The sequence below is a fragment of the Nocardia sp. PE-7 genome (assembly GCF_030486425.1).
Classification (GTDB): domain Bacteria; phylum Actinomycetota; class Actinomycetes; order Mycobacteriales; family Mycobacteriaceae; genus Nocardia; species Nocardia salmonicida_A.
On sequence record NZ_CP129614.1, the window covers coordinates 3,907,433 to 3,931,456 of the forward strand.

The following is a 24,024-nucleotide window of genomic DNA, read 5'->3' on the forward strand; positions in this document are numbered from 1 at the left end:
CGCGGGGAACACCGTTTTGTTGTGCATTTCAGTGCAAGAATGGGGAATCGTTGCGTGAAGAAAGCGAAGGAGCGACGTGGACGATATCGATCGGCGCATTCTCGCGGAGCTGCTCGTGCGCGCCCGCGCCTCGTTCCAGGAGATCGGTTCGGTGGTCGGCCTGTCGGCGCCCGCGGTGAAACGACGGGTGGACAAGATGGTCGCGAGCGGGCAGATCACCGGGTTCACCGCCCAGGTCAACCCGGCCGCGCTCGGCTGGAAGACCGAGGCATATGTCGAGGTCTACTACCGCGACAACATCTCCCCCGCCGAGCTGCGCCGCACCCTGGAACCGATTCCGCAGGTCGTCGGAGTGTGGACGATCGCGGGCGAGGCCGACGCGCTCGTGCACGTGATGGCCACCGATATGGCCGAGATCGAGGTGACGGTCGAACGGATCAGGGAGAACGCGCGCGTCGGGCGCACCCGCAGCTCGCTGGTGATGTCACGCATTCTCGAACGCCCCCGCACCTGAGCCGCCGGACACCACGTCAGACCCAGGTTCTAGGGTTACCGGCATGTCCGATGTGCGTGCCAGCTACCTCACCGACGGGGCCGAGATCTATCGGCGCTCGTTCGCGACGATCCGCGCCGAGGCCGATCTCGCCGGTTTCCCCGCCGATGTCGAGCGGGTGGCGGTACGGATGATCCACGGCTGCGGGCAGGTCGACCTGGCCCCCGATATCGCCTACTCCCCCGGCGTGGTCGCCGCCGCCCGTGCCGCGCTGCACGCGGGCAAGCCGATCATCTGCGATGCCAATATGGTGGCCTCGGGGGTGACCCGCAAGCGCCTGCCCGCCGACAACGCGGTGCTGTGCAACCTCACCGATCCTCGGGTGCCCGCCCTCGCCGCGCGACTGGACAACACCCGTTCGGTGGCAGCCCTGGAACTGCTGCGCGATCAGCTCGACGGTGCGGTGGTGGCCATCGGCAACGCACCGACCGCGCTGTTCCACCTGCTCGACATGCTCGACGCCGGTGCGCCGCGACCCGCCGCGATCATCGGCATTCCGGTGGGATTCATCGGGGCCGCCGAATCCAAGCAGGCGCTGATCGACTTCGGCGACATCGAGTATCTGACCGTGCGCGGTCGGCGCGGCGGCAGCGCGATTACCGCATCGGCACTGAATGCGATTGCGAGCGAACAGGAGTGAGTGAGATCAGCACCGGCAAATTGTGGGGTATCGGCCTCGGCCCCGGCGACCCGGAACTGGTGACGGTGAAGGCCGCCCGGCTCATCGCCGAAGCCGATGTGGTCGCGTTCCACAGCGCCAAGCACGGGCGCAGCATCTCCCGCGCCATCGCGGCGCCCTACCTGCGCGCGGGACAGATCGAAGAGCACCTCGTCTACCCGGTGACGGTGGAGACCACCGATCATCCCGGCGGGTATCAGGGCGCGATCGACGAGTTCTACGAGCAGGCGGCCGCGCGGCTGGCCGCCCACCTGGACGCGGGACGCACCGTCGCGTTGCTCGCCGCCGGTGATCCGCTGTTCTACTCCTCCTATATGCACATGCACCGGCGGCTGGCCGACCGGTTCGACGCCGAGATCGTTCCCGGCATCACCTCGGTCAGCGCGGCGTCGGCGGCGCTGGGCACTCCCCTGGTGGAGGGCGAGCAGGTACTCACGGTGCTGCCCGGCACCATGCCCGTCGACGAGCTGACCGAGCGTCTGCGCGAGACCGACGCCGCCGCGATCATGAAGCTGGGTCGCACGTTTCCCGGTGTGCGCCAGGCACTGTCGGACTCCGGTCGCCTGAAGGACGCGTATTACGTCGAACGCGCGAGCAGCACCCGTCAGCGGGTACTCGCCGCGGCCGACGTCGACGAGGCCGACGTGCCGTACTTCTCGATCACCCTCGTCCCCGGCCCGACGCCCACCACCCCGATTCCCGCTCGCGGCGCGACTTTCCGCGAGCCGCCCGCGACCGTCGACGCGACGGTGGCCTCCGATGACGTGACCACCACCCCCGATGTCGAACCCGGCGAAGTGGTGGTGGTCGGTCTCGGTCCGGGTGCTGCGGACTGGACGACGCCGCAGGTCAGCGCCGCGTTGGCCGCGGCGTCGGATCTCGTCGGATACACCACCTACATCGATCGGGTGCCCGAGCGGGCCGGTCAGCGCAGGCACGCCAGCGACAACAAGGTCGAATCCGAGCGGGCCGCGATGGCACTCGACCTCGCCAAGCGCGGCGCTCGCGTCGCGGTCGTCTCCTCCGGCGACCCCGGTGTCTTCGCCATGGCGGCGGCCGTGCTCGAGGTGTCGGCCGAACCGCAGTTCAAGGACGTCCCCGTGCGGGTGCTGCCGGGACTGACCGCCGCCAACGCGGTGGCGAGCCGTGTCGGCGCGCCGCTCGGACACGACTACGCGATGATCTCGCTGTCGGACCGGCTCAAGCCGTGGGATGTTGTCGCACAACGCCTTTCGGCGGTGGCCGCGGCCGACATGGCCATCGCGATCTACAACCCGGCCTCCTCGCAACGACGCTGGCAGGTCGGCGCCATGCGCGAGGTGCTGCTCGAACATCGCCCACCACAGACGCCGGTGGTGCTCGGCCGCGATGTCGGCGGGCCGACCGAATCGGTCCGGGTGACCACCCTGGGCGAGCTCGAGCCGGACGAGGTGGACATGCGCACCTTGCTGATCATCGGATCGTCGACCACCACCACCTTCGACACGCCGGAGGGCACCCGCGTTTTCACCTCACGCAGATACGGGTCGGCGGAGAGCCGGTAGTCCGCCTCGGACAATCAGCAAACCGCACGGTCGGTACCTGCCCCGAGCGGCCGTCGAATCCACACAGCGGCCGCTCCGGCGACCCCGGGGCCGACCGCAACCACCGCGATTCTCGGCAACCTCGCGCGGTCTGCGCGGCCGGACGAGACGCGCGTGCGATGGCACACTTGTTCCGCGGGCTCGCCCGCGAGCACAACAGTGTGACAGCTCGTTTCCTGGTTCGATTCCCCAACGCGTCCCCCGTGGACGATGAAAGGATTCACCACGATGAGAGTTCAGCACCACGCACAGAACGCCCTCGGTACCCGATTACGGCGCGGCGTGACGGTCGGCCTGATAGCCGCCGCCCTGGCGGTTCCCGTCGCCGGGATCGCGTCGGCACAGCCGGCCCCACCCGCCCCGCCCGCGGCACCCGCCGCTCCCGAAGCGCCCGCCGCACCCGAAGCGCCGGCCGCACCCGCGGCACCCGTCGCACCCGCGGCGCCCGGATTGCCCGGCCTGCCAGGTCTGCCGGGGCTTCCCCTCGCCGAGAACGCGACCAGCATCACGTTGACGGTCAACGGCCTGGACGGCGAGCCCATCGCGGTCGAGGTCGCCACCACGGCGACCGTCAAGGACCTGAAGGCCCTCATCCAGGAACAGACCGGCGTCGCGGCGGCCGAGCAGCAGCTCGTCACCGAGAGCGAGGTCAAGCTCGAGGACTCCAATACCCTGGCGTCCTACGAACTGGCCGACGGTGACGTCGTGAACCTCGCTTTGGCCTGAGCCTGACGGGTCGATCACCGCGGCGGTGGTGCTCAGCGCGCGAGCACCACCGCCGCACCCCCGGTCCGGCGAACACACCGCAACACCGGCACTATTGGTGCACCGCCCACTCAGGCGTAACATTCCACTTAGGAATGTAGTTCGAAGGGAGTTGACCGTTGACCGACATCGCGACACGACGCCGCCCGCTGAACTCCACCGCGGCCTCGCTACTCGGGTTCCTGCACGAGGGCCCGAAGTCGGGCTGGGATCTCGCCACACAGGCTCAGCAACGCATCGGCGACTTCTGGACCATCACCCAGAGCCAGGTCTATCGCGAACTGTCCACGATGGACGCCGCGGGCTTGGTGACCAAGGGCGAACGCGGCGCCAGGGAGCGCACGCCCTACCGGATCACCGATATCGGCCGCGACGCGTTCGCCGAGTGGATCGGGCGCGATCCGGGCGCCGAGACCATTCGGGTGCCGCTGCTGCTCACACTGTCCTTCGGCGAGCACCTGGATCCGGCTCATCGCGATCGAATCATCGCCGCCAACAAGAACATTCATCAGGATCGCCTCGACCGCTACCTCGACGAGGACGAAACCGCCCTGGCGCCGCACCAGCGAGCGACCCTCGAGTTCGGCATCGCCTACGAGCGTGCGGTGCTGCACTGGTTCGACCAGTTGCCGACGATCTTCACACCGCCACCGCCGCACTGACCGGGTTCAGCGCACCCGGTGCGAGGTGGACTCGCGCAACCACTCGACGGCGTCTCCGACCTCGGCCACGGTGACCGCGCCCGAGGGCAGCGGCGGGCGGTCGACCATGATCACCGGGAGACCCGCGGTGCGGGCGGCGAAGATCTTCGCCTCGGTCTGTTCACCGCCGCTGTTCTTGGTGACCAGCACATCGATGCGATGACGCGACATCAGCACGAGTTCCTCGTCGAAGGTGAACGGCCCACGCGCCAACAGCAGCTTGGAGCGCGGCGGCAGCGGGACTTCGGGAGCGTCGATGGAGCGGATGACGAAGCCGTGCCCCGTGCACCCCACGAACGCGCCGACCCCCTGACGGCCGATGGTCAGCAGCACCTGTTCGTCGCGGGGAGTCAGAGCCGCCGCCGCCGACGCGAGATCGGGCACCCTGGTCCACAGGTCGCCGCGCCGCTGCACCCACTCCGGGCGGCGCAGATGCAGCGCCGGGATGTCCAGGTCGGCCGCGGCCGCGGCCGCGTGCGCGCTCACCTTCGCGGCGAAGGGGTGGGTGGCGTCCACGACAGCGTCGATCGCGTTCTCACGTAGCCACGTTCGGAGGCCCTCGACACCACCGAACCCACCCACGCGGACCGCTCCGACCGGCAGCCGCGGGTTGGCGACCCGACCCGCGAGAGAGGACACTATGTCGAGTCCACGCTCGCCGGACGCTCTACGCGCCAACTCCCTGGCTTCACCGGTGCCGCCGAGGATCAGAACTCTCAGGACAACCCTCCGAAATCACCGAAACCGGCATCGCCATCGAACTTCGAGTACTCCATGTAACTCTCCATCGTGGAAAAACGAACCGGGGGGATTACCCGGAACGGCAACGACCCTACCCCCGAGCCCCCGGTTCTACACCTTCGGTCCGAAACTTTTACGGCCCGCGAACCCTGTGACAACGGATTCATCGTGATCTGCGCGTGATCTGATCGTGATCGGGGCTACAACTCCACACTTCGGCGACCAGCGGGTTTTCGGACAATCCACTGGGCGACCGGCAGGTGCGGTCGCCAGGCCGTGAACCCGCCGAGCGGTTCGCCTCGATAGATCTGGAATTTGCGCAGGGTTCCGCCGAACTCGGCAGACCAGTCGAGCAGCAGCGCTTCCGATTCCGCGGTGACCGCGTTGGCGACGAGGCGGCCGCCGGGGCGCAGGCGTTGCCAGCACCGCTCGAACATGCCGTCCTGGGTGAGGCCGCCACCGAGAAATATGGCGTCGGGCGCCGTGATCGTTTCTTCGGCTAACTCCGAGCGCACTTCGCCGCGGATCGTTATTCCCGGCACCCCGAGCGCGTCGATATTGGTCGCGATTTGTTCGCGGCGGGCGGGCAGTCGTTCGAACGTGACCGCGCGGCACAGTGGATGGGTGCGACACCATTCGATGGCGATGCTGCCCGAGCCGCCGCCGATATCCCACAGCATTTCCCCCGGTGCGGGGGCGAGAGCGGTGACGGTGAGCGCGCGGACCTCGCTTTTGGTGAGCTGGCCGTCGCCGGCGAAGGCGGTGTCGGCCAAGCCGGGCAGGCGCGTGTCGCGGCGTGTGTCGGGATCGGCACGGCAGTCGATGGCGACGATGTTGAGTGGGTCGCCACCGGGGTGCGACCATGCGGCCGCGGGACCGGCGCGCAGGTGTTCGGCGGGGCCGCCGAGTTGTTCGAGCACGGTCACGGTCGAGGCGCCGAACCCGTTGTCGCGCAGTAATTCCGCGATTGCGCCCGGTGTGGTCTCGTCCTCGCTGAGAACGAGAATCCTCCGGCCTTCGGACAATTCGGGCAGCACGGTGGGCAATGGCCGGGCAACCACGCTCACCACCGGGGTCTCGGCCAGTGGCCACCCGAGCCGGGCGCACGCCAGCGACGCCGAGGAAGGCTGGGGGAACACGCGCAGCGCCGCCGGGCCGAACCGGCGGGCCAGGGTGACGCCGATGCCGTAGAACATGGGATCGCCGCTGGCCAGGACGCCGATGCGACGATCGGCGTTGCGCGCGAACAACTCCGGTAGCGCGGGCAGCAGGGGCGTCGGCCACGGCACGCGTTCGCTGTCGCTCGTCGGGAGCAGCGCCAGTTGACGGGAGGATCCGAACACCACGTCGCAGTCACTGACCGCCTGTCGGGCCGTCTGCCCCAGCCCGGACCAGCCGTCGGCGCCGATGCCGGCCACGATGATCGGCTCGCCGGTCCAGCCGGTGGGTTCCGTCGCGGTCACCGTGGCATCCGGCGCCAGACGGATTGCGGGATCAGGCCCATCACGAAGAATGCCAGCGCCAGCCGACCGGGCACCACCACGCGGGTCGCGCCCTTGCCGAGGCCGCGGACGACGGCGTCGGCGACCTGGCCGGGGGTACTGGACATGGGGGCCGGATCCATGCCGGTGGTCATTCGGCCGATCACGAAGCCCGAGCGCACCAGCAGCAGCTGCACGCCGGTGCCGTGCAGTGCGTCGCCGAGGCCGCTGGCGAAGCCGTGCAGGCCCGCTTTGGCCGAACCGTAGACATAATTGGCCCGGCGCACGCGCACACCCGCGATGGAGCCGAAGACGACGAGCTGGCCATGTCCCTGCGCGCGCATCAGGTCGGCGAGGGTGGTCAGGACGCTGACCTGAGCGACGTAGTCGGTGTGCACGACGGCCACCGCGTGCGCCGGGTCGTGTTCGGCACGCTCCTGATCGCCGAGAACTCCGAACGCGAGCACCGCGGTCGCGATGCCGCCGTGCTCGGCCGCGAGCTTGTCCAGCAGCGGCGCGTGGGTGGCCGTCTCGTCGGCGTCGAATTCCACGGTGTGGACGGCGGTCGCGCCCGCCGCGCGCACCTGCTCGGCCTCGGCGCCCAACGCGTCGGCGCGACGGGCCGCCAGGATCACCACCCGTCCGGGTGCCAGCCGGGTCGCCACCTCGAGGCCGATCTCACTGCGCCCGCCCAGGACCAGCACCGGCCCATCGTTTCGCTGCATTCCCATGGCGCCAGTCTGTCATCCGGCCGTGGTGGCCGGTTTCGGCCCGCCCCGATGGCGCGCAGATGCTCGACGGCCGAAACCCGAGGGGGTGGGCGCCGGTCGGCCCGGCTACCGTTTCCGGTATGCCGACCACCACCGCACAGCTGTCCCCCGCCGCCCTCGAATTCGTCACCGAGCGGCACCTGGCCACGCTCACCACACTGCGCGCCAACGGCACCCCGCACGTGGTCGCGGTGGGATTCACCTGGGATCCCGAGAGCGGGATCGCCCGCGTGATCACCGACGGCGCGTCGGTGAAGGCACGCAATACCGCACGCGGCGGCTACGCGGCGGTGAGCCAGGTCGAGGGGCCACGCTGGCTCACCCTGGAAGGACCGGCCACGGTGCTCGACGACAGCGCCGACGTCGCCGAGGCCGTCCGCCGCTACACCGAGCGCTACCGGGTGCCGCGCGAGAATCCGACGCGGGTCGTCGTGGCGATCCAGGTGCGCCGAGTGCTGTCGTCGAGCACGCTGAAATAGGCTGTGCCGCTTACAACACCGTCAGACCGTGTGGCCGGTTGTTCATCGACTCCACACCGTTGTCGGTGACGACCACGATGTCCTCGATCCGCGCGCCCCATGCGCCGCGGAAATAGATGCCGGGTTCGATGCTGAACGCCATGCCCGGCTCGAGCACCAGGTCGTTGCCCGCCACGATGTAGGGCTCCTCGTGCACCGACAGGCCGATGCCGTGCCCGGTGCGGTGGATGAAGGCCTCGCCGAGGCCCGCGTCGGTGAGCACGGCGCGGGCGGCGGCGTCGATGGACTCCGCGCTCACCCCTGGCCGCACCGCCGCCACCGCGGCGGCCTGGGCGGCCTCGAGGACCGCGACCTGTTCGACGATCTCCGGGCTCGGGGTCCCGAGCACATAGGTGCGGGTCGAGTCGGAGTAGTAGCCGGGCTCGACCGGGCCGCCGATATCGATGACGACCACGTCGCCCTGTTCGATGACGCGATCGGAGACCTCGTGGTGCGGGTCGGCGCCGTGCGGGCCACTGCCCACGATGACGAACGCCGCCTCGGTATGGCCTTCCTCGACGATCGCGGCGGTGATGTCGGCACTCACCTCGGCCTCGGTGCGGCCCGCCCGCAGGAATTCGCCCATCCGCGCGTGTACGCGGTCGATGGCCGCGCCCGCTCGGCGCAGCGCGTCGATCTCGGCCTCGTCCTTGATCATTCGCGACTCGCGCAGCACCGGTGTGGCCGAGGCGGGCAACCCGGTGGTCGATTCGGCGAGCGGGATCAGGTGCAGGGCGGGCATGGCGTCGGCCACCGCGATACGCGAACCGGCATGCAGGATCGAGCGAACCAGCTGGTACGGATCGACGCCGTCGACCCAGTCGAGCACCCGCAGGCCGAGTTCGCCCGCCGCGGAGTCACCGAGGGAGGCCAACTCGAGTTTCGGGATCACTACCGCCGGCGTCGAGCCGTCGGCCGGGATCACCAGGCAGGTGAGCCGCTCGTAGGAGTCCGCGGCCGAACCGATCAGGTAGCGCAGGTCGGGGCCCGGAGTGATCAGCAGGGCGTCCAGATGCGCCGCGCGCATCAATTCGACCGCCCGCTCCAAACGCTGACCGTAGACCTTCGCCGCGAACCTGGCATCCGTGTGCGCGCTCATAGGATCCGACGTTACCCGCCCCGGGCCGACGCCAGCCACCGAAGCCCGTCGGCACGGCCACCGGCACCGTGTCGGTGGTTCGGGGCACAATCAGCGGGTGACCGCTGACGAGAGCACCCGTGGACCCCTGTTGATCCTCGACGGCGCCAGCCTCTGGTTCCGCGCCTATTACGCCATCCCCGACAAGCTCAGGGGCGCGGACGGCCGCTCGGTGAACGCGCTGCGCGGATTCACCGACATGGTGGCCTCGCTGGTCACCAAACATCGCCCGAGCAGGCTCGTGGTCGGGCTCGATCTCGATTGGCGCCCCCCGTTCCGGGTGGCCCTCGTGCCCTCGTACAAGGCGCATCGGCTCGACACCAGCACCAGCGCGGCGCCCGGCGCGGAGGAGGTGCCCGACACCCTCACCCCGCAGGTCGAGATGATCCTCGAAGTGCTGGCCGCGGCGGGCATCGCCACCGGCGGCGCGGACGGCCTCGAGGCCGACGATGTGCTCGGCACCCTCGCGAGCAGGGAGCGCACCGATCCGGTTGTCGTGGTCAGCGGCGACCGCGACCTGCTGCAGTTGGTGCGCGACGAGCCCGCCCCACCGGTCCGGGTGCTCTACGTCGGCCGTGGCCTGGCCAAGGCCGAACTGTTCGGCCCCGCGGAGCTGTCGGCGAAATACGGTGTGCCCGAACAGAACGCGGGCCCGGCCTACGCCGATATGGCGACGCTGCGCGGCGACGCCTCCGACGGCCTGCCCGGTGTGGCGGGCATCGGCGACAAGTCCGCCGCGCAGCTGATCACGAAGTTCGGCTCGCTCGACGCGCTCATGGACGCCGTCGCCGATCCGGGTTCCGATATCGCCAAGGGTGTGCGCGCGAAACTCGTTGCCGCGCAGGACTATCTGAAGGTCGCGGCACCGGTGGTGCGGGTGGTCCGCGATGCCGATGTCGTCCTGTCGCGTCCGGATGTGTTGCCCGCCACCCCCGTCGACCCCGACCGGCTGCTCGCGTTGGCTGCCGCGTACAACGCCGAGAGCCCGATCACCCGCCTGGTCACCGCCTTGACCGCGGCACACGCCGACTGACCGGGCCGCGGCGAGCCGCCGTCTACCCGGTCGACGACACCGGGCCGCCCGCGTAGTCGCGGACGGCCCGGAAAACGTAGTGCGAGCGCTTAGTTCGGGCGGCCGACCTCGTAGGTGCCGTCGTCCTTGGTGATCTTGACGGTGACCTTCTTCGCCTCACCACTGACCTTCAGGTCGCAGGTGAAGGTCGCATCGACCTCCACCGCCTGACCGGAGGGGCAGCTGACATCGGAGACGTCGGCGATGCCGTAGGAGTCCTTCAGCACGCGCGAGACACCGTCCTGCACGGCCACGTTGTCGAGTTCGTCGGAGGACAACACGACAAGGAGCAGGCCGATGACCGCGGCGACCACGAGCACGCCCGCGATGACGAGCCCGATGATCAGACCCTTGCTCTTGCCACCGGAGGACTGCTGCGGCTGCTGGCCCCACTGCTGCTGCGGTGCGGGCTGCTGGCCCCACTGCTGCTGCGGCGGGGGCTGCTGGCCCCACTGCTGCTGCGCGTTGGCGGCCTGGTTGTTCCAGTCCTGCGGAGGCGGCTGGGTCTGACCCCACTGCTGCTGCGGTCCGGTCGGTTGCTGCGGCGGCACGCCACCCTGCTGCGGCTGCTGACCCCATGGCTGCTGCGGCTGCTGCGGCTGTTGTCCCCACTGCTGCTGCGGCTGCTGATTGCTCGGATCGCCCCACTGCTGGGTGGGCTGGGCGCCCTGTTGCGGCGGCTGTTGCGCGCCACCCCAGTGCTGGGTGGGACCGGCGCCACCGGCCCCCTGCTGACCCCCCCAGTGCTGGGTGGGATCGTTGTTCCCCTCCCCGGGGTTGTTCGGTCCGTAAGGGCCGCTCATCCACTCGCCTCCACTCGCATTATTAGTCCATACGGTAGCCCCCCGCGCCGGGCCTGCCGCATTCGCACGACATCCGCCTCACGGTCGGTACGCGAAGAAATCAAATCACAGACGTCCCGACTACGCGGCGTCCACCGCGACGACACCCCGCCGCACAGCGCGCACCGCCTTGGCCGCGGTGGACGCGACCTCGGGGTCGTCGGCGGTGTTGTGGATCTGATCGAGCAGGTCGATCACCTGCCTGCACCACCGCACGAAATCGCCCGCCGACATCGTGGTGCCCTGGTCGCCGCTGGCCAGCAACGCCTCGGCCAACGCGTCACCGCGCGCCCATTTGTACACCCCGGTGACGAACCCCAGATCGGGTTCGCGGGTGGGCGGAAGCTTGTGCCGCGCCTCATCGGAGCGCAGGTCCGACCACACTTCGATGGTGGCCGCGATCGCCCGGCGGATCGGATCGGTCGGCCCGGCCGGGGTCAGCAGACCGGCTTCCTGGCGCGATTCGTAGACCAGCGTCGATACCACCGCGGCGAGCTCGGCGGGCCCGAGTCCGCGCCACAGCCCCTGCCGCAAGGCCTCGGCCACCACGAGATCGCTTTCGGCATAGATCCGGGCCAGTCGCCTGCCGTCGGCGGTCACCTCACCGTGGGCGACGAACCCGCGTTCCTCGAGCAGCCCGACGATCCGATCGAAGGTGCGCGCCAACGAGTTCGTGGTGGCGGCAACCTTCTGGCGCATCGTCTCGGTTTCGCGGGCGAGCCGCGAATACCGCTCGCCGGTGCGACTCAGTTGCTCGCGATCGGGACGATCGTGGGCGGGATGGGATCGCAGGCTGCGTCGCAGCGTCGAGAGTTGACGATCTTCGCCGCCGCGAACACGGTCGTTGCGCTTGCCCCTGCGCGGAGCCGAGATCCCGGTGCCGCGCAACGCCGACGCCAGATCGCGACGGATGCGGGCGGTTCGGTGGTCGACCCGGCGCGGCAGATCCATCCGCCCGAGCGCTTCGGCGGGCTCCGGGAAATCGGCCGCCGACACCCGCCCGGCCCAGTGGTCCTCGGTCAGCACCAGTGGACGCGGGTCGCCGGGCGTCTGGTCGGGTTCGAGGATCACCGCGAGCCCGGAACGTTTGCCCACCGGGATCGACACCACGTCACCGCGACGCAAGCCGATCAGCGCTTTCACCGCGGCGCCGCGCCGATCGGCTCGGCCCTGCTGCTGGATATCGCGCTCACGCTGCTTGATCCGGTCGCGCAGCGACAGGTACTCCATGAAATCGCCGCCGACGCCCCCGAGCTGACTCTCCAGCTTGCGCAGCGCGCCCTCGTTGCGTTCGATGCCACGGACGAGCCCCACCACCGACCGGTCGGCCTGGAACTGGGCGAACGAGCGTTCGAGCAGGGTGCGAGCCTCCTGGGCGCCCATGCGGTCGATCAAGTTGATCGACATGTTGTAGCCGGGCCGGAACGAGCTGCGCAGCGGATAGGTGCGGGTGGAGGCGAGGCCGGCGACCGCACTGGTGTCGACCTCGGGCTGCCACAGCACCACCGCGTGACCTTCGACGTCGATGCCGCGCCTGCCCGCGCGGCCGGTGAGCTGGGTGTATTCGCCGGGGGTGAGCTCGGCGTGGGTTTCCCCGTTGAACTTCACCAGGCGTTCGAGGACCACGGTGCGGGCGGGCATGTTGATGCCGAGCGCCAGGGTCTCGGTGGCGAACACCGCGCGCACCAGCCCCTGCACGAACAGTTCCTCGACGGTGTGCCGGAACGCGGGCAGCATGCCCGCGTGATGGGCGGCGAGGCCGCGGTGCAGCGCCTCGCGCCACTCCCAGTAGCCGAGCACCTCCAGGTCGCCCTTGGGCAGATCGCCGGTGTGCTTGTCGATGATCTCGTCGATCCGCTCGGTCTCACCGCGGCGACTCAGATCCAGCCGGGCGCGCAGGCACTGGGCCAGCGCGCCGTCACAGCCCGCGCGGCTGAAGATGAACGTGATCGCGGGCAGCAGGTTCTCCTCGTCGAGACGAGCGAGGACGTCGGGTCGGGGCAGCGGACGGAAGTTGCCACCGCGACCACCGCGACCGCGTGGCCCGCCGTAGCCGTGCATCCGGTCTGCGCTCTCCCGCTGACGGATGAACCGGACGAGATCTTCGTCGACGACGACCTTGCGATCGCTGGACTTGGTGTCGAACAGGTCGAACATCCGCCGACCGACCATCACGTGCTGCCACAGCGGCACCGGCCTGGTCTCGTCGACCACCACCGCGGTGTCGCCGCGCACGGTTTCCATCCACGCGCCGAATTCCTCGGCATTGGACACCGTCGCCGACAGGCTCACCAGTCGTACATCCGGCGGCAGGTGCAGGATCACTTCCTCCCACACCGCGCCGCGGAATCGGTCGGCCAGGTAGTGCACCTCGTCCATCACCACATACGACAGTCCGTGCAGCGAGTCCGAGGACGCGTAGAGCATGTTGCGCAGCACCTCGGTGGTCATCACGACCACCGGCGCGCCGGGGTTGATCGACTGGTCACCGGTGAGCAGGCCGACGCTGTCGCGGCCGTGGCGGGCGGTGAGATCGGCGAACTTCTGATTCGACAGCGCCTTGATCGGCGTGGTGTAGAAGCACTTTCCGCCCGAGGCGAGTGCCATGTGCACGGCGAACTCACCGACGATCGTCTTGCCCGCACCGGTGGGAGCGCAGACGAGCACGCTGTGCCCGTCTTCCAACGCCGCGCACGCGGTGCTCTGGAAGGGGTCCAGATCGAACGAGATTTCACCGGCGAATTTCGCCAGTTCGCTGGGCAGCCCCGGAGTGTCGGTCACCCCTCAGAGCGTATCGGAGTAGTCCGACACCGGGCGCGTGGTTTTCTCCGGCTCGCCCACCGGATCGGTGGCCGCCACAGGTTCGGGGTTCTCCAGCGGCGAGGCCTGTTCGTCGTCGAGCGGGCCCCAGCCCTCCTTCGCCTCCCTGCGCGCCTTGCGGGCATCGCTGAACCGCGCGAACTGCACCGCGAACTCGAACAGCACGGTCAGCGCGATCGCCAGCGCGAGCATGGAGAACGGGTCCTGCGGGGTGACGATCGCGGCGAAGACGAACAGGCCGAAGATCATCCCGCGCCGCCAGGCCTTGAGCTTGGTGTAGGGCAGCACCCCGACCAGGTTCAGCCCGATGATGATCAACGGCGTCTCGAAACTCACGCCGAAGATGATCAGCAACTGGATGATGAACCCGAAGTACTGATTACCGCTCAGTGCGGTGATCTGGACATTGTCACCGATGGTCATCAGGAACGACAACGCGTGCGAGACAACCACATAGGCCAGCACGGCGCCCGTCACGAACAGCACCGAGCCCGTGACCACGAACCCGACCGCGTACTTGCGTTCCTTGGCATACAGCCCCGGGGTGATGAACGCCCACAGCTGATACAGCCAGAACGGCGTCGCGATCACCACACCGGCGGTGAACCCGACCTTCAACCGGAGCATGAACTGGTCGAAAGGTCCGGTAGCGAGCAGTCGACAGGCGCCGTCGGGAGTCAGGGTCGCGCGCGCCGATGCGGGCAGCGCGCAGTAGGGGCCACGCAAGATTTCGCCCAGGCTCTCCATGCCGAAGAGAGTGTGCGCGTACCAGAAGAAGCCGATCAGGGTGGTCACCGCGATCGCGGCCAGCGCGAGCAGCAGCCGGGTGCGCAGTTCCTGCAGGTGCTCGACCAACGACATGGTGCCGTCGGGATTCGTCCTGCGCTTGGTGCGCCGGGGATCGAACGGGATGCGCATGGTGGGTGGTGGCCTCTAACCCTCGGTTCGGCGGATGCTCGGCGGCAACTTCTGACCAGACAGCACTTCGCCCCGGGGCGGTGGTAACCGTCCCGGAGTGATGGCCGAGATCAGAGGGTTTTGTGGCCCTGCTGCGGTTCGACGATCGGGGTCTGCGGCTGCGGGGCCGACGCGGACAACTGCTGCGGCGGCGCGGGGGTGGACGTGGTGGTCTGCGGTGCGTCGGACGTCGCCGACTCCGCCTGCATCTGTCCGACCTCGCTCTTGAAGATGCGCAGCGAGCGGCCCAGACCGCGTGCCGCGTCGGGAAGCCGCTTCGCGCCGAAGAGCAGAACGAACAGCAACGCGATGATCAGCAGGTGCGTCCAGCTGAACGTGCCCATTATCAGATACCTCCAAAAGACTGTGGTGATTACCGATGCTACCTGTCATCGCACCGCGATGATCGGCCAGCCGCGACGGTGTTCGTCATGCGTTCAACCCGAGACAGCGGCCGCCGCCCCCGTCAGCTCGGCGAGCAATCGGCTTCCGGTGAACCGCGCGGTGTCGCCGGCCTCGGCGATCCGGATCAGTTCCGTCAACCGCCGGTTGACTGGGGTGGGGTGTCCCACCATCTCCCCGAGACGCACGATTTCCCCACACAGCCACGCGATTTCGGTGCGCCGGCCGAGTGCGAGGTCATCGGCCATCGATGAGCGCGCGAGCGGGTCGATGGCGAGCACCCGGCCGAACACCCGCCGGAAGACGGAGTCGGGAACACGCAGCAGATGCACCATCAACTCGGGCGGAACGGGCGTGAGCTGCGCGGGTCGAATTCGCGCAGTGTTCATCACGGCGAGGGCTTCGGACTGAGCGAGGGCGAGGCAGCGGCGGTAGTCGCGTTCGGCGAGCTCCTCGCGCAACGGCCTGCCCGACAGCGCGTTGATCGGGTTGTTCAGATTGAGCAGGAGCTTGGCCCATTGCACCGGACGCAGGTCGCGGTGGCGGCGCAGCGGCAGCCCCGCCGCCCGGAAACCGTCGGCGAAGCGGTCGACGACCTTGTCGTCCTGGATCGCGACGTCACCATCGCTGGCGCGGTGGAAACACCCGCGACCGCTGTGCACCACGTTGAACATCACCATCCCGGCCAAGGCGATGCTGGTCGGCAGGATCTCTCTGATCACGCTGGCATTGCCGATGCCGTTCTGCAGGCTCACGACCGGCGTGCCTGGGCGTAATCGGCCCGCGACGGCACGAACCGCGGCGGCGGTGTCGGCCGATTTCACGGTCACCAGGACCAGGTCGGCCAACTCGGGTTCGTCCGGTTCGAGCGCGAGACCGAACCGGTCGGGGGCGACCTCGGTCGAACCGCCGTCCAGGTCAGTCAGGTGCAGGCCGTGCTCGGCGATGTCGTCGAGGATCCGTTGGCGGCCCACGAAGATCACTTCCATGCCCGCCGCGGCCAGATGACCGCCGATGAAGACCCCGACGCTGCCCGCACCGAGGACCAGTACTCGCTGACTCACGCGGGTTCGGTCTCCCCCACGAGTCCGGCAGCCGCGTAGGCGGCCAGGGCGGCGTCGGCGCGCCCGCGCACGGCCGACACCAGTTCCGGTGGCCCGAGCACGGTGACGCCGGTACCGAAGCCGAGCAGCAGCCGGGCCATCCAGTCCGGCGAGGCGAAGCGCATCCCGGCCTCGATGCTGCCGTCGGCGCGTGATTCGATCCGGTGCATGGGGTACTGGTCGAGCACCCACGCGTAGTCGGCGCGGATCCGCAGCCGGGCCAGCGGCACGTCGGGGTCGTCCTGGAACAGGTCGAGTGCGGCCGCGTCGGTGGCGGCGTGGCTCGGCGCGTGGGCCGGTTCGTCGAGTTCGGTGGCGTCCTCGATCCGATCGAACCGGAACAGGCGAACGCCTTCGGCCTGCCTGCACCAGGCCTGCAGGTAGCTGTTGTTGTCGACCAGCACCACCCGAATCGGGTCGACGATGCGTTCGGACACCTCGTCGCGGCTGGCGGAGTAATAGACCAGGCGCAGGGCCCGCGCGTCGGCCAGCGCGGCGCGCACGGTCGCGACCACCGGCTTCTCGACGGGGACCTCGACCGGTTTGCCCGCGACCACCGCATCGGTGCTGGCGATCGCCGATTCGATCTTGGCGATGGCGGCGTGCGCGGCGGTCGGGTCGACCATGCCCGGCATCTCCACGATCGAGCGAAGGGCCACCAGCAGTGCGGTGGCTTCGGTGGAGGTCAACCGCAGCGGCCGTTCGATCCCGGCCGAGAAGGTGACCTCGATGCTCTCCTCGGAGAACGACAGATCGATCAGATCGCCGGGACCGTAGCCCGGCAGACCGCACATCCACAGCTGGTTGAGATCGCTCATCAGCTGTTTGGTGGTGACTCCCAGTTCCGCGGCGGCCTCGGCCGCGCTGATACCCGGGTGCGCGAGTAAGTACGGCACCATGTTCAGCAGGCGCGAAAGTCGTAGGGAAAGGCGCGAACTCACGACGTGACCTCCGTGTGGTCGAGTACCGACCGTAGCCGGTCCATCACATCGGCGCGCAGTTCCGGTGGTTCGAGAACGAGGACATCGGGGCCGAGGCCGGTGATCAACCGGGCCACCCAGTCCCTGGATCGGACCGGCAGCTCGAGCACCGAGCCGGGGCGACCGCCCAGATCGCGGGTCTCGAGTTCGGTGCCGATGCGTCGCAATTCGCGCCCACGGCCCTTGGCGACCCACACGGTGGCCGACCCGGTGACGGGAGCGTCGCCGGTGACCCGGTCGACGATCGCGCGCAGGTCGGTGTGCGCGGGCTTGTGCACCGCGTCGACCGGACCGTACGGCCGCACCTGACCGCCGATCCGCGACAGCCGGAACGTACGCACGGCGTCGCGTTCGCGGTCGTGCCCGACGAGGTACCAGCGCCCGTGCCGAGTCACCACGCCCCACGGTTCGACATCGCGGGTCACGAACGGATCGGTGACGGCGCTGTGGTGGCCGAAACGCACCGCCTGCCCCGCGTCGATCGCCGCGAGCAGTTCGCGCAGCACCGGCTCCGAGCCGCGGGTGCGTGCGGGCACCGCGGGAACCGACACCCCCACGTTGTCGGTCTCGACGGTGACTCCGGCCGCGCGCAACTTCAACAGCGCGCCCTCGGCCGCCCCCGCCAATTCCGGCGAGGCCCACATCTGCACCGCGACGGCGACCGCTGCGGCTTCCTCGCTGGACAGGTCGATATCGGGCAACTCGTAGGCGTCCCGGTTGATCCGGTATCCCTCGAGCGTCGAGAACCTTCCCACCGGACCGACTTCCAAGGGGATGCCCAGATCACGCAGTTCATTCTTGTCGCGCTCGAACATCCGGCTGAACGCCTCGTCGGTCGCGGAGTCCTCGTAACCGGCCACACTGGCGCGAATACGTTCCGCGCTCAGGAACTGCCTGGTCGACAGCAGCGCGATGACCAGATTCATCAGCCGCTCGACCTTGGATATCGCCACCCGATAGAGGGTAATGGTCGCGCCCTCTCCCCCGCGCGTCGGCGCACAGTTGCGCCGCGGCCGGGGACCATGGACAACGCCACCCACCGAAAGGACCCACGATGCTCGTCGCCTTCTCCGTCGCCCCCAGCGGTTCCGCCCACGCCGACGGCTCGGTCGGCGAGGCTGTCGCCGCGGCCGTTCGCGTGGTCCGCGATTCCGGCCTCCCGAACCACACCGACGCGATGTTCACCACCATCGAAGGCGAATGGGACGAGGTGATGGCGGTGATCAAGGCCGCCACCGACGCCATCCTCGCCACCGCCCCGCGCTGCAGTCTGTTTCTCAAGGCCGACCTGCGCCCCGGCGTCACCGACGCCATGAACACCAAGGTCGAAACCGTCGAGCGCCTTCTCGCCGAGGGATAGTCCCGGTCGGTGGATGAGAGAATGTGACGGTGGACCTCCGTCGGACATGCCGTGCCGCGGGCATCGGCGTGGTGGCGCTCAGCGAGCACGTCGGTCGCGCTCGTCCCCATCGCGCCGTTCCCACGCTGTCCGCGCGGTTGGTCGTCAGCCTCGGCGCCCCGATCGTGGTCGACTACGACGGACGGACCCTCAACGCCCAGGCGGTGGTGGCCGGATTGATGCGGCCCGGGATCGCGACGCCGGTCACGACACTGCTGCCACGGCAGCCGACGGCCTATGTCGAGTTGTCGGCCACGGCTTTGCGCAGGCTGATCGGCATGCCGCCGAGCGAAGTGGACGCGGGCGGGGTGATCGCCGATGCGGTTGTGCCGTGGGTGAACTCGCTGTGCGAGGAGTTGGCCGACCATCCGGTCGGTCACCGCGAGACGCTGTTGCGAATCCGGCTTCTCGACCACCTGTACCGGGCAGATCCCGACACCGGAGCCGACGACGCCTACCGAGCGCTGGAGCTGATCCGAGCCGGTAGCGGGACGGCTTCGGTCGACGATCTCGCGCACGAGGTGCACCTGAGCCCCCGGCGATTGCGCCACGTGATGCGACGCTCGCTGGGGATCACCCCGAAGTTCGCCTCGCGCGTGGCCAGGATGGAGTCCGCGGTGGGCCGTGCGGGTACAGGCGCTGCCACCTGGGCCCAGGTGGCAGCCGAGTCGGGCTACCACGACCAGAGCCACCTCGTGCACGACTTCCGCGACCTCATGAACACCACGCCTACCGAGTGGCTCGACGAAGAGGGCCGAAATCTACAAGGCCGACAACGCCCCGCTCGGTGAGCATGGAGGGATGAACAACCACCTGGTCCCGAAGCTGCTGGTCGCCGATGCGCGGGCAGCGATCACCTTCTACACCGAGGCGCTCGGAGCCGAGGTACGTCTTCGAGTCGCCGACGACCACGGCGTGGTGAACCATGCCGAACTCATGCTCGACGCCGGCGTCTTCGCCCTGGCGCAGAGTGTCGAGCAGTGGGGGTGGTCCGATCCCCGAGCGCTGGGCGGCTCGCCCGTGCTGCTCGAGCTCACCGTTGCCGACCCGGACGCCGTAGCGCACCGGATGGTGCGCTACGGCGCCGAGCTGGTGATCCCCGTCGAGAACCGTCCTTACGGCAAGCGCCAGGGCCGGGTGCAGGACCCGTTCGGCCATCTCTGGGTGATCAGCGGAGAACTCCGCTGATCACAGGAGGAAGCGGGCGATGGAATCGGCCACACACGCCGGGCGGGGCGCGTTCTCGAGTTCGACGGTGACGTGGCGATGGATCTGGACGCCGCCGGGAACCTCGGTGACCTCGGTGAGGGTGAGATGGGCGCGGATGCGGCTGTCGACGGGGACAGGGCTGAGGAAACGGACTCGGTCGAAGCCGTAGTTGATGCCGACCGTCGCCGCGCTGACGCTCATGATCTGTTGGGTCATCGGCACGATCAGCGACAGGGTGAGCAGCCCGTGGGCGATGGTGGCGCCGTAGGTGCCCGCGGCGGCGCGTTCGGCGTCGACATGGATCCACTGGTGGTCGCCGGTTGCCTCGGCGAACAGGTCGATGCGGCGCTGGTCGATGGTGACCCACTCGCTGGGGCCCAGTTCGGTTCCGACCGCGGCGCGCACGGCGTCGAAATCGGCGAAATCCGTTGTCATGCCGCTCCTCCGAAACGTTGGCGCAGTTCGCGCTTGAGAACCTTGTGGGTGGGTCCGAGGGGCAGCTCGGTGACGAATTCGACGCGGCGCGGGTACTTGTACTTCGCGACCTGCGCCTTGGCGAAGTCGATCACTTCCTGCTCGGTCACCGTGCCGTCCGGCACGACGACCGCCACGACCTCCTCACCGTAATGCGGGTCGGGCACGCCGATCACCGCGACCTGCGCGATGTGCGGGTGCCGCATGAGGGCCGCTTCCACCTCGGTCGGATAGACGTTGAAGCCACCGCGCAGGATCATCTCCTTGATCCGGTCGACGATGCGCACCCGGCCGGTTTCGTCGCGAGTGCCGAGATCGCCGGTCCTGAACCAGCCGTCGATCACGGCCGCCGCGGTCGCCTCCGGCCTGCCGGTGTAGCCGCTGAACACGTTGTGCCCGCGCACCACCACCTCACCCACGGCGCCGATGGGCAGCAATTCGATGCGATCGGCGATCGCGGGATCGGCGATCTCGACGTCGACTCCCCACACCGGATGTCCCACGGTGCCCGCTTCGGTGCCGAAGCACGGCTGGTTCACCGCGGCGGTCGGTGAGGTCTCCGACAGGCCGTATCCCTCGAGCACCGGCGCGTGGAACACGCTCTCGAATTCCTCGAGCACGGCCACGGGCAGTGCGGCTCCACCGCTGATACACAGTTTCAGCTCCGGCAATCGCGGTGCCGATGCCGCCGCCTCGATCAGCGACAGATACATGGTGGGCACACCGTGGAACAGGTTGACCCGCTCGGCCGCCATCAGCGAGATAGCCGCGGCCGCATCGAATCTCGGCATCAGCACCAGGGTGCCGCCGACCCGCCAGTGCGAGTTCATCGACACCGTCTGCCCGAACACGTGGAACAGCGGCAGCGCGCCGAGTGCGATGTCGTCGCGGTGGATCTCGTTGGCGTCGAAGGTGTTCACCGTCGCGCACATCACCATATTGAGATGGCTGAGTTCGGCGCCCTTGGGCGTTCCGGTGGTGCCGCTGGTGTAGAAGACGACCGCGGTATCGAGGGGACCACGGGAGACGAAGTTCGGGATCGCCTCGCCGACAAGCTCTTCGGGCGCCACCACCTCGATGCCCGCGTTGCGGGCGGCTTCGGCGCCCGTGGCCGCGACCATCGGATGACAGATCAGCGACGAGGCGCCGCTGTCGCGCAGCACGTACTCCATTTCCGGTGCGGTGAGCAGCAGATGCACCGGCACCACCGTCGCGCCCGCGGCCAGGATGGCGAAGTAGGCGCGCGGGAAGTCGGCCGTGTTCGGACACAGCAGCCCGACCCGGTCACCGGGTTTCACCCCACGCGCGATCAGAGCGCCGGCCTGTTCGCGGGCCTGGCGCCACAGATCGGCGAAGGTGATGCGGGTGTCGCCTTCGATCAGGGCGAGGTGGTTCGGTCGGCGACGGGCCGGTTCGGCGAGGATGCTCGCCAGGGAAAGAGTGGCGTTCATGGTGTTCCTAGTGTTCGAAGCGATGGAGGTGGACAGCGAGGCCTTGTCCCACCCCGACGCACAGGGTGGCGATCGCGTGGCGCGCGTCGCGGTCGACGAGTTCGAGTGCGGCGGTGAGCGCCAGCCGCGCACCGCTGGCACCGAGCGGATGTCCGAGCGCGATCGCACCGCCGTTGGGATTGACGTGCTCGGCGTCGTCGGGCAGGCCGAGCCCACGCGACACCGCGAGGGCCTGCGCGGCGAAGGCTTCGTTGAGCTCGATGACGTCGATCTCCCCGATTCCCAACCCTGTTCGGGCGAGCAGCTTTTCGACGGCGGGCACCGGCCCGATACCCATGGTTCGCGGCGCGACACCGGCCGCGGCCACCGCCCCGACCCGTGCCAGCGGGGTGAGACCGTATCGACGAACCGCGTCCTCGGAGGCCAGGAGCAACGCCACGGCGCCGTCATTGATCCCCGAGGAGTTGCCCGCGGTGATCGATCCGCCGGGCACCACCGCCCGCAACGCCGCCAGCGACTCCGCACTGGTCTCGCGCGGATGTTCGTCCCGATCGACGAGCACCGGTGCACCGCGCCGCCGCGGCACCGGCACCGCGGTGATCTCACGCGCCAGCCTGCCCCGGTCGATCGCCCGCGCCGCCCGCTGCTGCGAGCGCAACGCGAACGCGTCCTGATCGGCGCGCGCGATGCCGTACTCGTCGGCGATGTTCTGGGCGGTTTCGGGCATCGTGTCCGTGCCGTGCGCCTCGTGCATCCGCGGATTCACGAACCGCCAGCCGATCGTGGTGTCGGCCAGTTGCGCCGAACGATCCCATGGCGCACCACTTTTCGGTAGCACATACGGCGACCGGGTCATCGATTCCACTCCACCGGCGATCACCAGGTCCGCGTCACCGGACCGGATCGCCCTGGCCGCGGAGCCCACGGCGTCCAGACCGGACGAGCACAGCCGATTGACGGTGATACCGGGCACGGTCACCGGCAACCCGGCCAGCAGGGCCACCATCCGCGCGACATTGCGATTGTCCTCGCCCGCCTGGTTCACGCAGCCGAACACCACGTCGTCGACGGCGCCGAAGTCCACGCTCGGCAGGCGCGCTACCAGCGCCGCGATGGCGTGCGCGGCAAGGTCGTCGGGGCGCACGTCGGCCAACGCGCCCCCGTACCGGCCGAACGGCGTCCGCACGCCGTCGACCAGATACGCGGCGCCCGTCACAAGCCCATGTCCTTGGCGATGATCATCTTCATCACCTCGCTGGTGCCGCCGTAGATCCGGTTGACCCGGTTGTCGGCGTACAGGCGGGCCACCGGGTACTCGTTGATGTAGCCGTAGCCACCGTGCAACTGCAGGCAGCGGTCGATCACCCGCGAGGCCACCTCCGAGCAGAACAGTTTGGCCGAGGCCGCGTCGGCGGCGGTGAGCTCGTCGCGGTCGAGGGCCTCCAGCGCCCGGTCGACGACCGACTCGGCCGCGTCGACCTCGGCCTGACAGGCGGCCAGTTCGAATTTGGTGTTCTGGAACTGCGCGACCGGCTGACCGAAAACGTTGCGGCCCCTGGTGTACTCGAGGGTGAACCGGATCGCCGCCTTGGCCTGGGCGTAGGCGCCGAGCGCGATCGAGAGCCGTTCCTGGGGCAGATTCTGGCCCAGGTAGCGGAAACCCTCGTTGGCCTCGCCCAGCAGATCCGAGACCGGGACCCGCACGTCGGTGAACGACAACTCGGCCGTGTCGGACACCTTCAGCCCCAGCTTGTCCAGCTTGCGGCCCACCGCGTAGCCCGGCGAGCTCGTATCGACGACGAGCAGCGAGATGCCGTGCCGCCGATCGGCGTCCGAGGCAGGGGCGGTCCGCGCGCACACGATCACCCGATCGGCGTGCACACCACCGGTGATGAATGTCTTGGCGCCGTTGAGCACGTAGTGCGTGCCGTCCTCGGAAAGCTGTGCGGTGGTCCGCATTCCGGCGAGGTCGGAGCCGGTGCCGGGCTCGGTCATCGCGATCGCGAACATGATCTCGCCCGAGACGAACCCCGGCAGCCAGCGCTGCTTCTGTTCCTCGGTCGCCAGGTTCTTCAGATACGGCAGGCACAGGCCCACGTGCACGCCCGAACCGCCGAAAGACACACCGGCGCGGGTGGTTTCCTCCAGCAGGATCGCCTGGAACTTGAACGACTCGATGCCGGCGCCGCCGTACTCCTCGGGCACCTCGATCCCGAACACCCCGAGATCGGCCAGCTTGCCGTAGAACTCGCGCGGCACGATGCCCGCGTCGTACCACTGGTCGTAGACCGGTGCGACCTGCGATTCGATGAACGCGCGCACGGTCTTGCGGAATGCCTCGTGCTCGTCGTTGAAAACTGTTCTCTGCATGATGGTTCTCCGAAAT

General features: G+C 69.0%; 25 protein-coding genes. 10 read left to right on the forward strand and 15 right to left on the reverse strand.

The genetic code is table 11. From position 1 onward, the window contains the following. Positions 1 to 76: 76 nt before the first annotated feature. The 5 genes from QX204_RS18470 to QX204_RS18490 all read left to right on the forward strand — a co-directional run bounded on the left by QX204_RS18470 (position 77) and on the right by QX204_RS18490 (position 4,242). The gene (locus QX204_RS18470; protein WP_301900973.1) at positions 77 to 514 is read left to right on the forward strand and encodes an Lrp/AsnC family transcriptional regulator; all 438 of its coding nucleotides are present in this window, start codon (positions 77 to 79) and stop codon (positions 512 to 514) included. Positions 515 to 557: 43 nt separating this feature from the next. Then, positions 558 to 1,193 (forward strand): precorrin-8X methylmutase, encoded by a 636-nt coding sequence (locus QX204_RS18475; protein WP_301900974.1) that lies wholly within the window; start codon positions 558 to 560, stop codon positions 1,191 to 1,193. Between the two features lie 5 nt (positions 1,194 to 1,198). Beyond that, positions 1,199 to 2,776 (forward strand): precorrin-3B C(17)-methyltransferase, encoded by a 1,578-nt coding sequence (gene cobJ / locus QX204_RS18480; RefSeq protein ID WP_301908035.1) that lies wholly within the window; start codon positions 1,199 to 1,201, stop codon positions 2,774 to 2,776. A 267-nt stretch (positions 2,777 to 3,043) separates the two neighbouring features. Then, positions 3,044 to 3,541: a ubiquitin-like domain-containing protein gene (locus QX204_RS18485; protein ID WP_301900975.1), complete on the forward strand. Its 498-nt coding sequence runs from the start codon at positions 3,044 to 3,046 to the stop codon at positions 3,539 to 3,541. 158 nt (positions 3,542 to 3,699) lie between these two features. Then, positions 3,700 to 4,242, forward strand: a complete 543-nt coding sequence (locus tag QX204_RS18490) for a PadR family transcriptional regulator (RefSeq protein ID WP_301900976.1) — start codon at positions 3,700 to 3,702, stop codon at positions 4,240 to 4,242. Between the two features lie 6 nt (positions 4,243 to 4,248). Here QX204_RS18490 and QX204_RS18495 read toward each other — a convergent pair whose 3' ends face one another. From QX204_RS18495 to QX204_RS18505, 3 genes are all read right to left on the reverse strand, one after another. Beyond that, positions 4,249 to 5,001: a cobalt-precorrin-6A reductase gene (locus QX204_RS18495; protein ID WP_301908036.1), complete on the reverse strand. Its 753-nt coding sequence runs from the start codon at positions 4,999 to 5,001 to the stop codon at positions 4,249 to 4,251. Between the two features lie 221 nt (positions 5,002 to 5,222). Further along, on the reverse strand, positions 5,223 to 6,485 hold the full coding sequence (gene cbiE, locus QX204_RS18500) for a precorrin-6y C5,15-methyltransferase (decarboxylating) subunit CbiE (protein ID WP_301900977.1): 1,263 nt from the start codon (positions 6,483 to 6,485) through the stop codon (positions 5,223 to 5,225). Next, positions 6,482 to 7,234, reverse strand: coding sequence for a decaprenylphospho-beta-D-erythro-pentofuranosid-2-ulose 2-reductase (locus QX204_RS18505; protein ID WP_301900978.1), 753 nt, complete (start codon positions 7,232 to 7,234; stop codon positions 6,482 to 6,484). Before QX204_RS18505 ends, cbiE begins: the two co-directional genes overlap by 4 nt. A gap of 119 nt (positions 7,235 to 7,353) precedes the next feature. Here QX204_RS18505 and QX204_RS18510 point away from each other — a divergent pair, with 119 nt between their 5' ends. Next, entirely contained in the window at positions 7,354 to 7,752 is a 399-nt protein-coding gene (locus QX204_RS18510; RefSeq protein WP_301900979.1) for a TIGR03618 family F420-dependent PPOX class oxidoreductase, read from the forward strand. Positions 7,753 to 7,762: 10 nt separating this feature from the next. On the opposite strand, the gene QX204_RS18515 is transcribed toward QX204_RS18510, so the two are convergent. Continuing rightward, a complete protein-coding gene (locus tag QX204_RS18515; protein ID WP_301900980.1) occupies positions 7,763 to 8,890 on the reverse strand; it encodes a M24 family metallopeptidase in 1,128 nt (375 codons plus the stop codon). 97 nt (positions 8,891 to 8,987) lie between these two features. Here QX204_RS18515 and QX204_RS18520 point away from each other — a divergent pair, with 97 nt between their 5' ends. Beyond that, positions 8,988 to 9,962: a 5'-3' exonuclease gene (locus tag QX204_RS18520; protein ID WP_301900982.1), complete on the forward strand. Its 975-nt coding sequence runs from the start codon at positions 8,988 to 8,990 to the stop codon at positions 9,960 to 9,962. Between the two features lie 89 nt (positions 9,963 to 10,051). Here QX204_RS18520 and QX204_RS18525 read toward each other — a convergent pair whose 3' ends face one another. The 7 genes from QX204_RS18525 to QX204_RS18555 all read right to left on the reverse strand — a co-directional run bounded on the left by QX204_RS18525 (position 10,052) and on the right by QX204_RS18555 (position 18,058). Then, on the reverse strand, positions 10,052 to 10,804 hold the full coding sequence (locus QX204_RS18525; RefSeq protein WP_301900984.1) for a DUF4333 domain-containing protein: 753 nt from the start codon (positions 10,802 to 10,804) through the stop codon (positions 10,052 to 10,054). A 120-nt stretch (positions 10,805 to 10,924) separates the two neighbouring features. Beyond that, entirely contained in the window at positions 10,925 to 13,624 is a 2,700-nt protein-coding gene (locus QX204_RS18530; protein WP_301900986.1) for a DEAD/DEAH box helicase, read from the reverse strand. A 3-nt stretch (positions 13,625 to 13,627) separates the two neighbouring features. Continuing rightward, entirely contained in the window at positions 13,628 to 14,581 is a 954-nt protein-coding gene (gene tatC, locus QX204_RS18535; RefSeq protein ID WP_301900988.1) for a twin-arginine translocase subunit TatC, read from the reverse strand. A 110-nt stretch (positions 14,582 to 14,691) separates the two neighbouring features. Then, entirely contained in the window at positions 14,692 to 14,964 is a 273-nt protein-coding gene (tatA, locus tag QX204_RS18540; protein WP_301900990.1) for a Sec-independent protein translocase subunit TatA, read from the reverse strand. Between the two features lie 93 nt (positions 14,965 to 15,057). After that, complete coding sequence (locus tag QX204_RS18545; protein ID WP_301900992.1) at positions 15,058 to 16,086, reverse strand: 2-dehydropantoate 2-reductase; 1,029 nt, start codon at positions 16,084 to 16,086, stop codon at positions 15,058 to 15,060. Beyond that, positions 16,083 to 17,066 carry a helix-turn-helix transcriptional regulator gene (locus QX204_RS18550; RefSeq protein ID WP_301900994.1) on the reverse strand — a complete coding sequence of 328 codons (984 nt, stop codon included), beginning with the start codon at positions 17,064 to 17,066 and terminating at the stop codon, positions 16,083 to 16,085. Before QX204_RS18550 ends, QX204_RS18545 begins: the two co-directional genes overlap by 4 nt. After that, complete coding sequence (locus QX204_RS18555) at positions 17,063 to 18,058, reverse strand: helix-turn-helix transcriptional regulator (RefSeq protein WP_301900996.1); 996 nt, start codon at positions 18,056 to 18,058, stop codon at positions 17,063 to 17,065. Before QX204_RS18555 ends, QX204_RS18550 begins: the two co-directional genes overlap by 4 nt. Before the next feature lie 101 nt (positions 18,059 to 18,159). On the opposite strand from QX204_RS18555, the gene QX204_RS18560 reads away from it, so the two are divergent. The 3 genes from QX204_RS18560 to QX204_RS18570 are packed head-to-tail and all read left to right on the forward strand — an operon-like array spanning position 18,160 to position 19,692. Continuing rightward, entirely contained in the window at positions 18,160 to 18,465 is a 306-nt protein-coding gene (locus QX204_RS18560) for a thiamine-binding protein (protein ID WP_301900998.1), read from the forward strand. Between the two features lie 23 nt (positions 18,466 to 18,488). Continuing rightward, a complete protein-coding gene (locus QX204_RS18565) occupies positions 18,489 to 19,295 on the forward strand; it encodes a helix-turn-helix domain-containing protein (protein ID WP_301901000.1) in 807 nt (268 codons plus the stop codon). A 10-nt stretch (positions 19,296 to 19,305) separates the two neighbouring features. Next, positions 19,306 to 19,692: a VOC family protein gene (locus QX204_RS18570; RefSeq protein ID WP_301901001.1), complete on the forward strand. Its 387-nt coding sequence runs from the start codon at positions 19,306 to 19,308 to the stop codon at positions 19,690 to 19,692. Here the strand turns inward: QX204_RS18570 and QX204_RS18575 are convergent, their stop codons facing one another. From QX204_RS18575 to QX204_RS18590, 4 genes are read right to left on the reverse strand one after another with little or no spacing between them, the layout of a single operon-like run. After that, positions 19,693 to 20,148: a MaoC family dehydratase gene (locus tag QX204_RS18575; protein WP_301901002.1), complete on the reverse strand. Its 456-nt coding sequence runs from the start codon at positions 20,146 to 20,148 to the stop codon at positions 19,693 to 19,695. It lies immediately after the preceding gene. Beyond that, on the reverse strand, positions 20,145 to 21,638 hold the full coding sequence (locus QX204_RS18580) for a long-chain-fatty-acid--CoA ligase (protein ID WP_301901003.1): 1,494 nt from the start codon (positions 21,636 to 21,638) through the stop codon (positions 20,145 to 20,147). The genes QX204_RS18575 and QX204_RS18580 overlap by 4 nt, the downstream gene beginning before the upstream one ends. A gap of 7 nt (positions 21,639 to 21,645) precedes the next feature. After that, a complete protein-coding gene (pcaF, locus tag QX204_RS18585; RefSeq protein WP_301901004.1) occupies positions 21,646 to 22,854 on the reverse strand; it encodes a 3-oxoadipyl-CoA thiolase in 1,209 nt (402 codons plus the stop codon). Continuing rightward, a complete protein-coding gene (locus QX204_RS18590; RefSeq protein ID WP_301901005.1) occupies positions 22,851 to 24,008 on the reverse strand; it encodes an acyl-CoA dehydrogenase family protein in 1,158 nt (385 codons plus the stop codon). The genes pcaF and QX204_RS18590 overlap by 4 nt, the downstream gene beginning before the upstream one ends. Positions 24,009 to 24,024 lie beyond the last annotated feature (16 nt).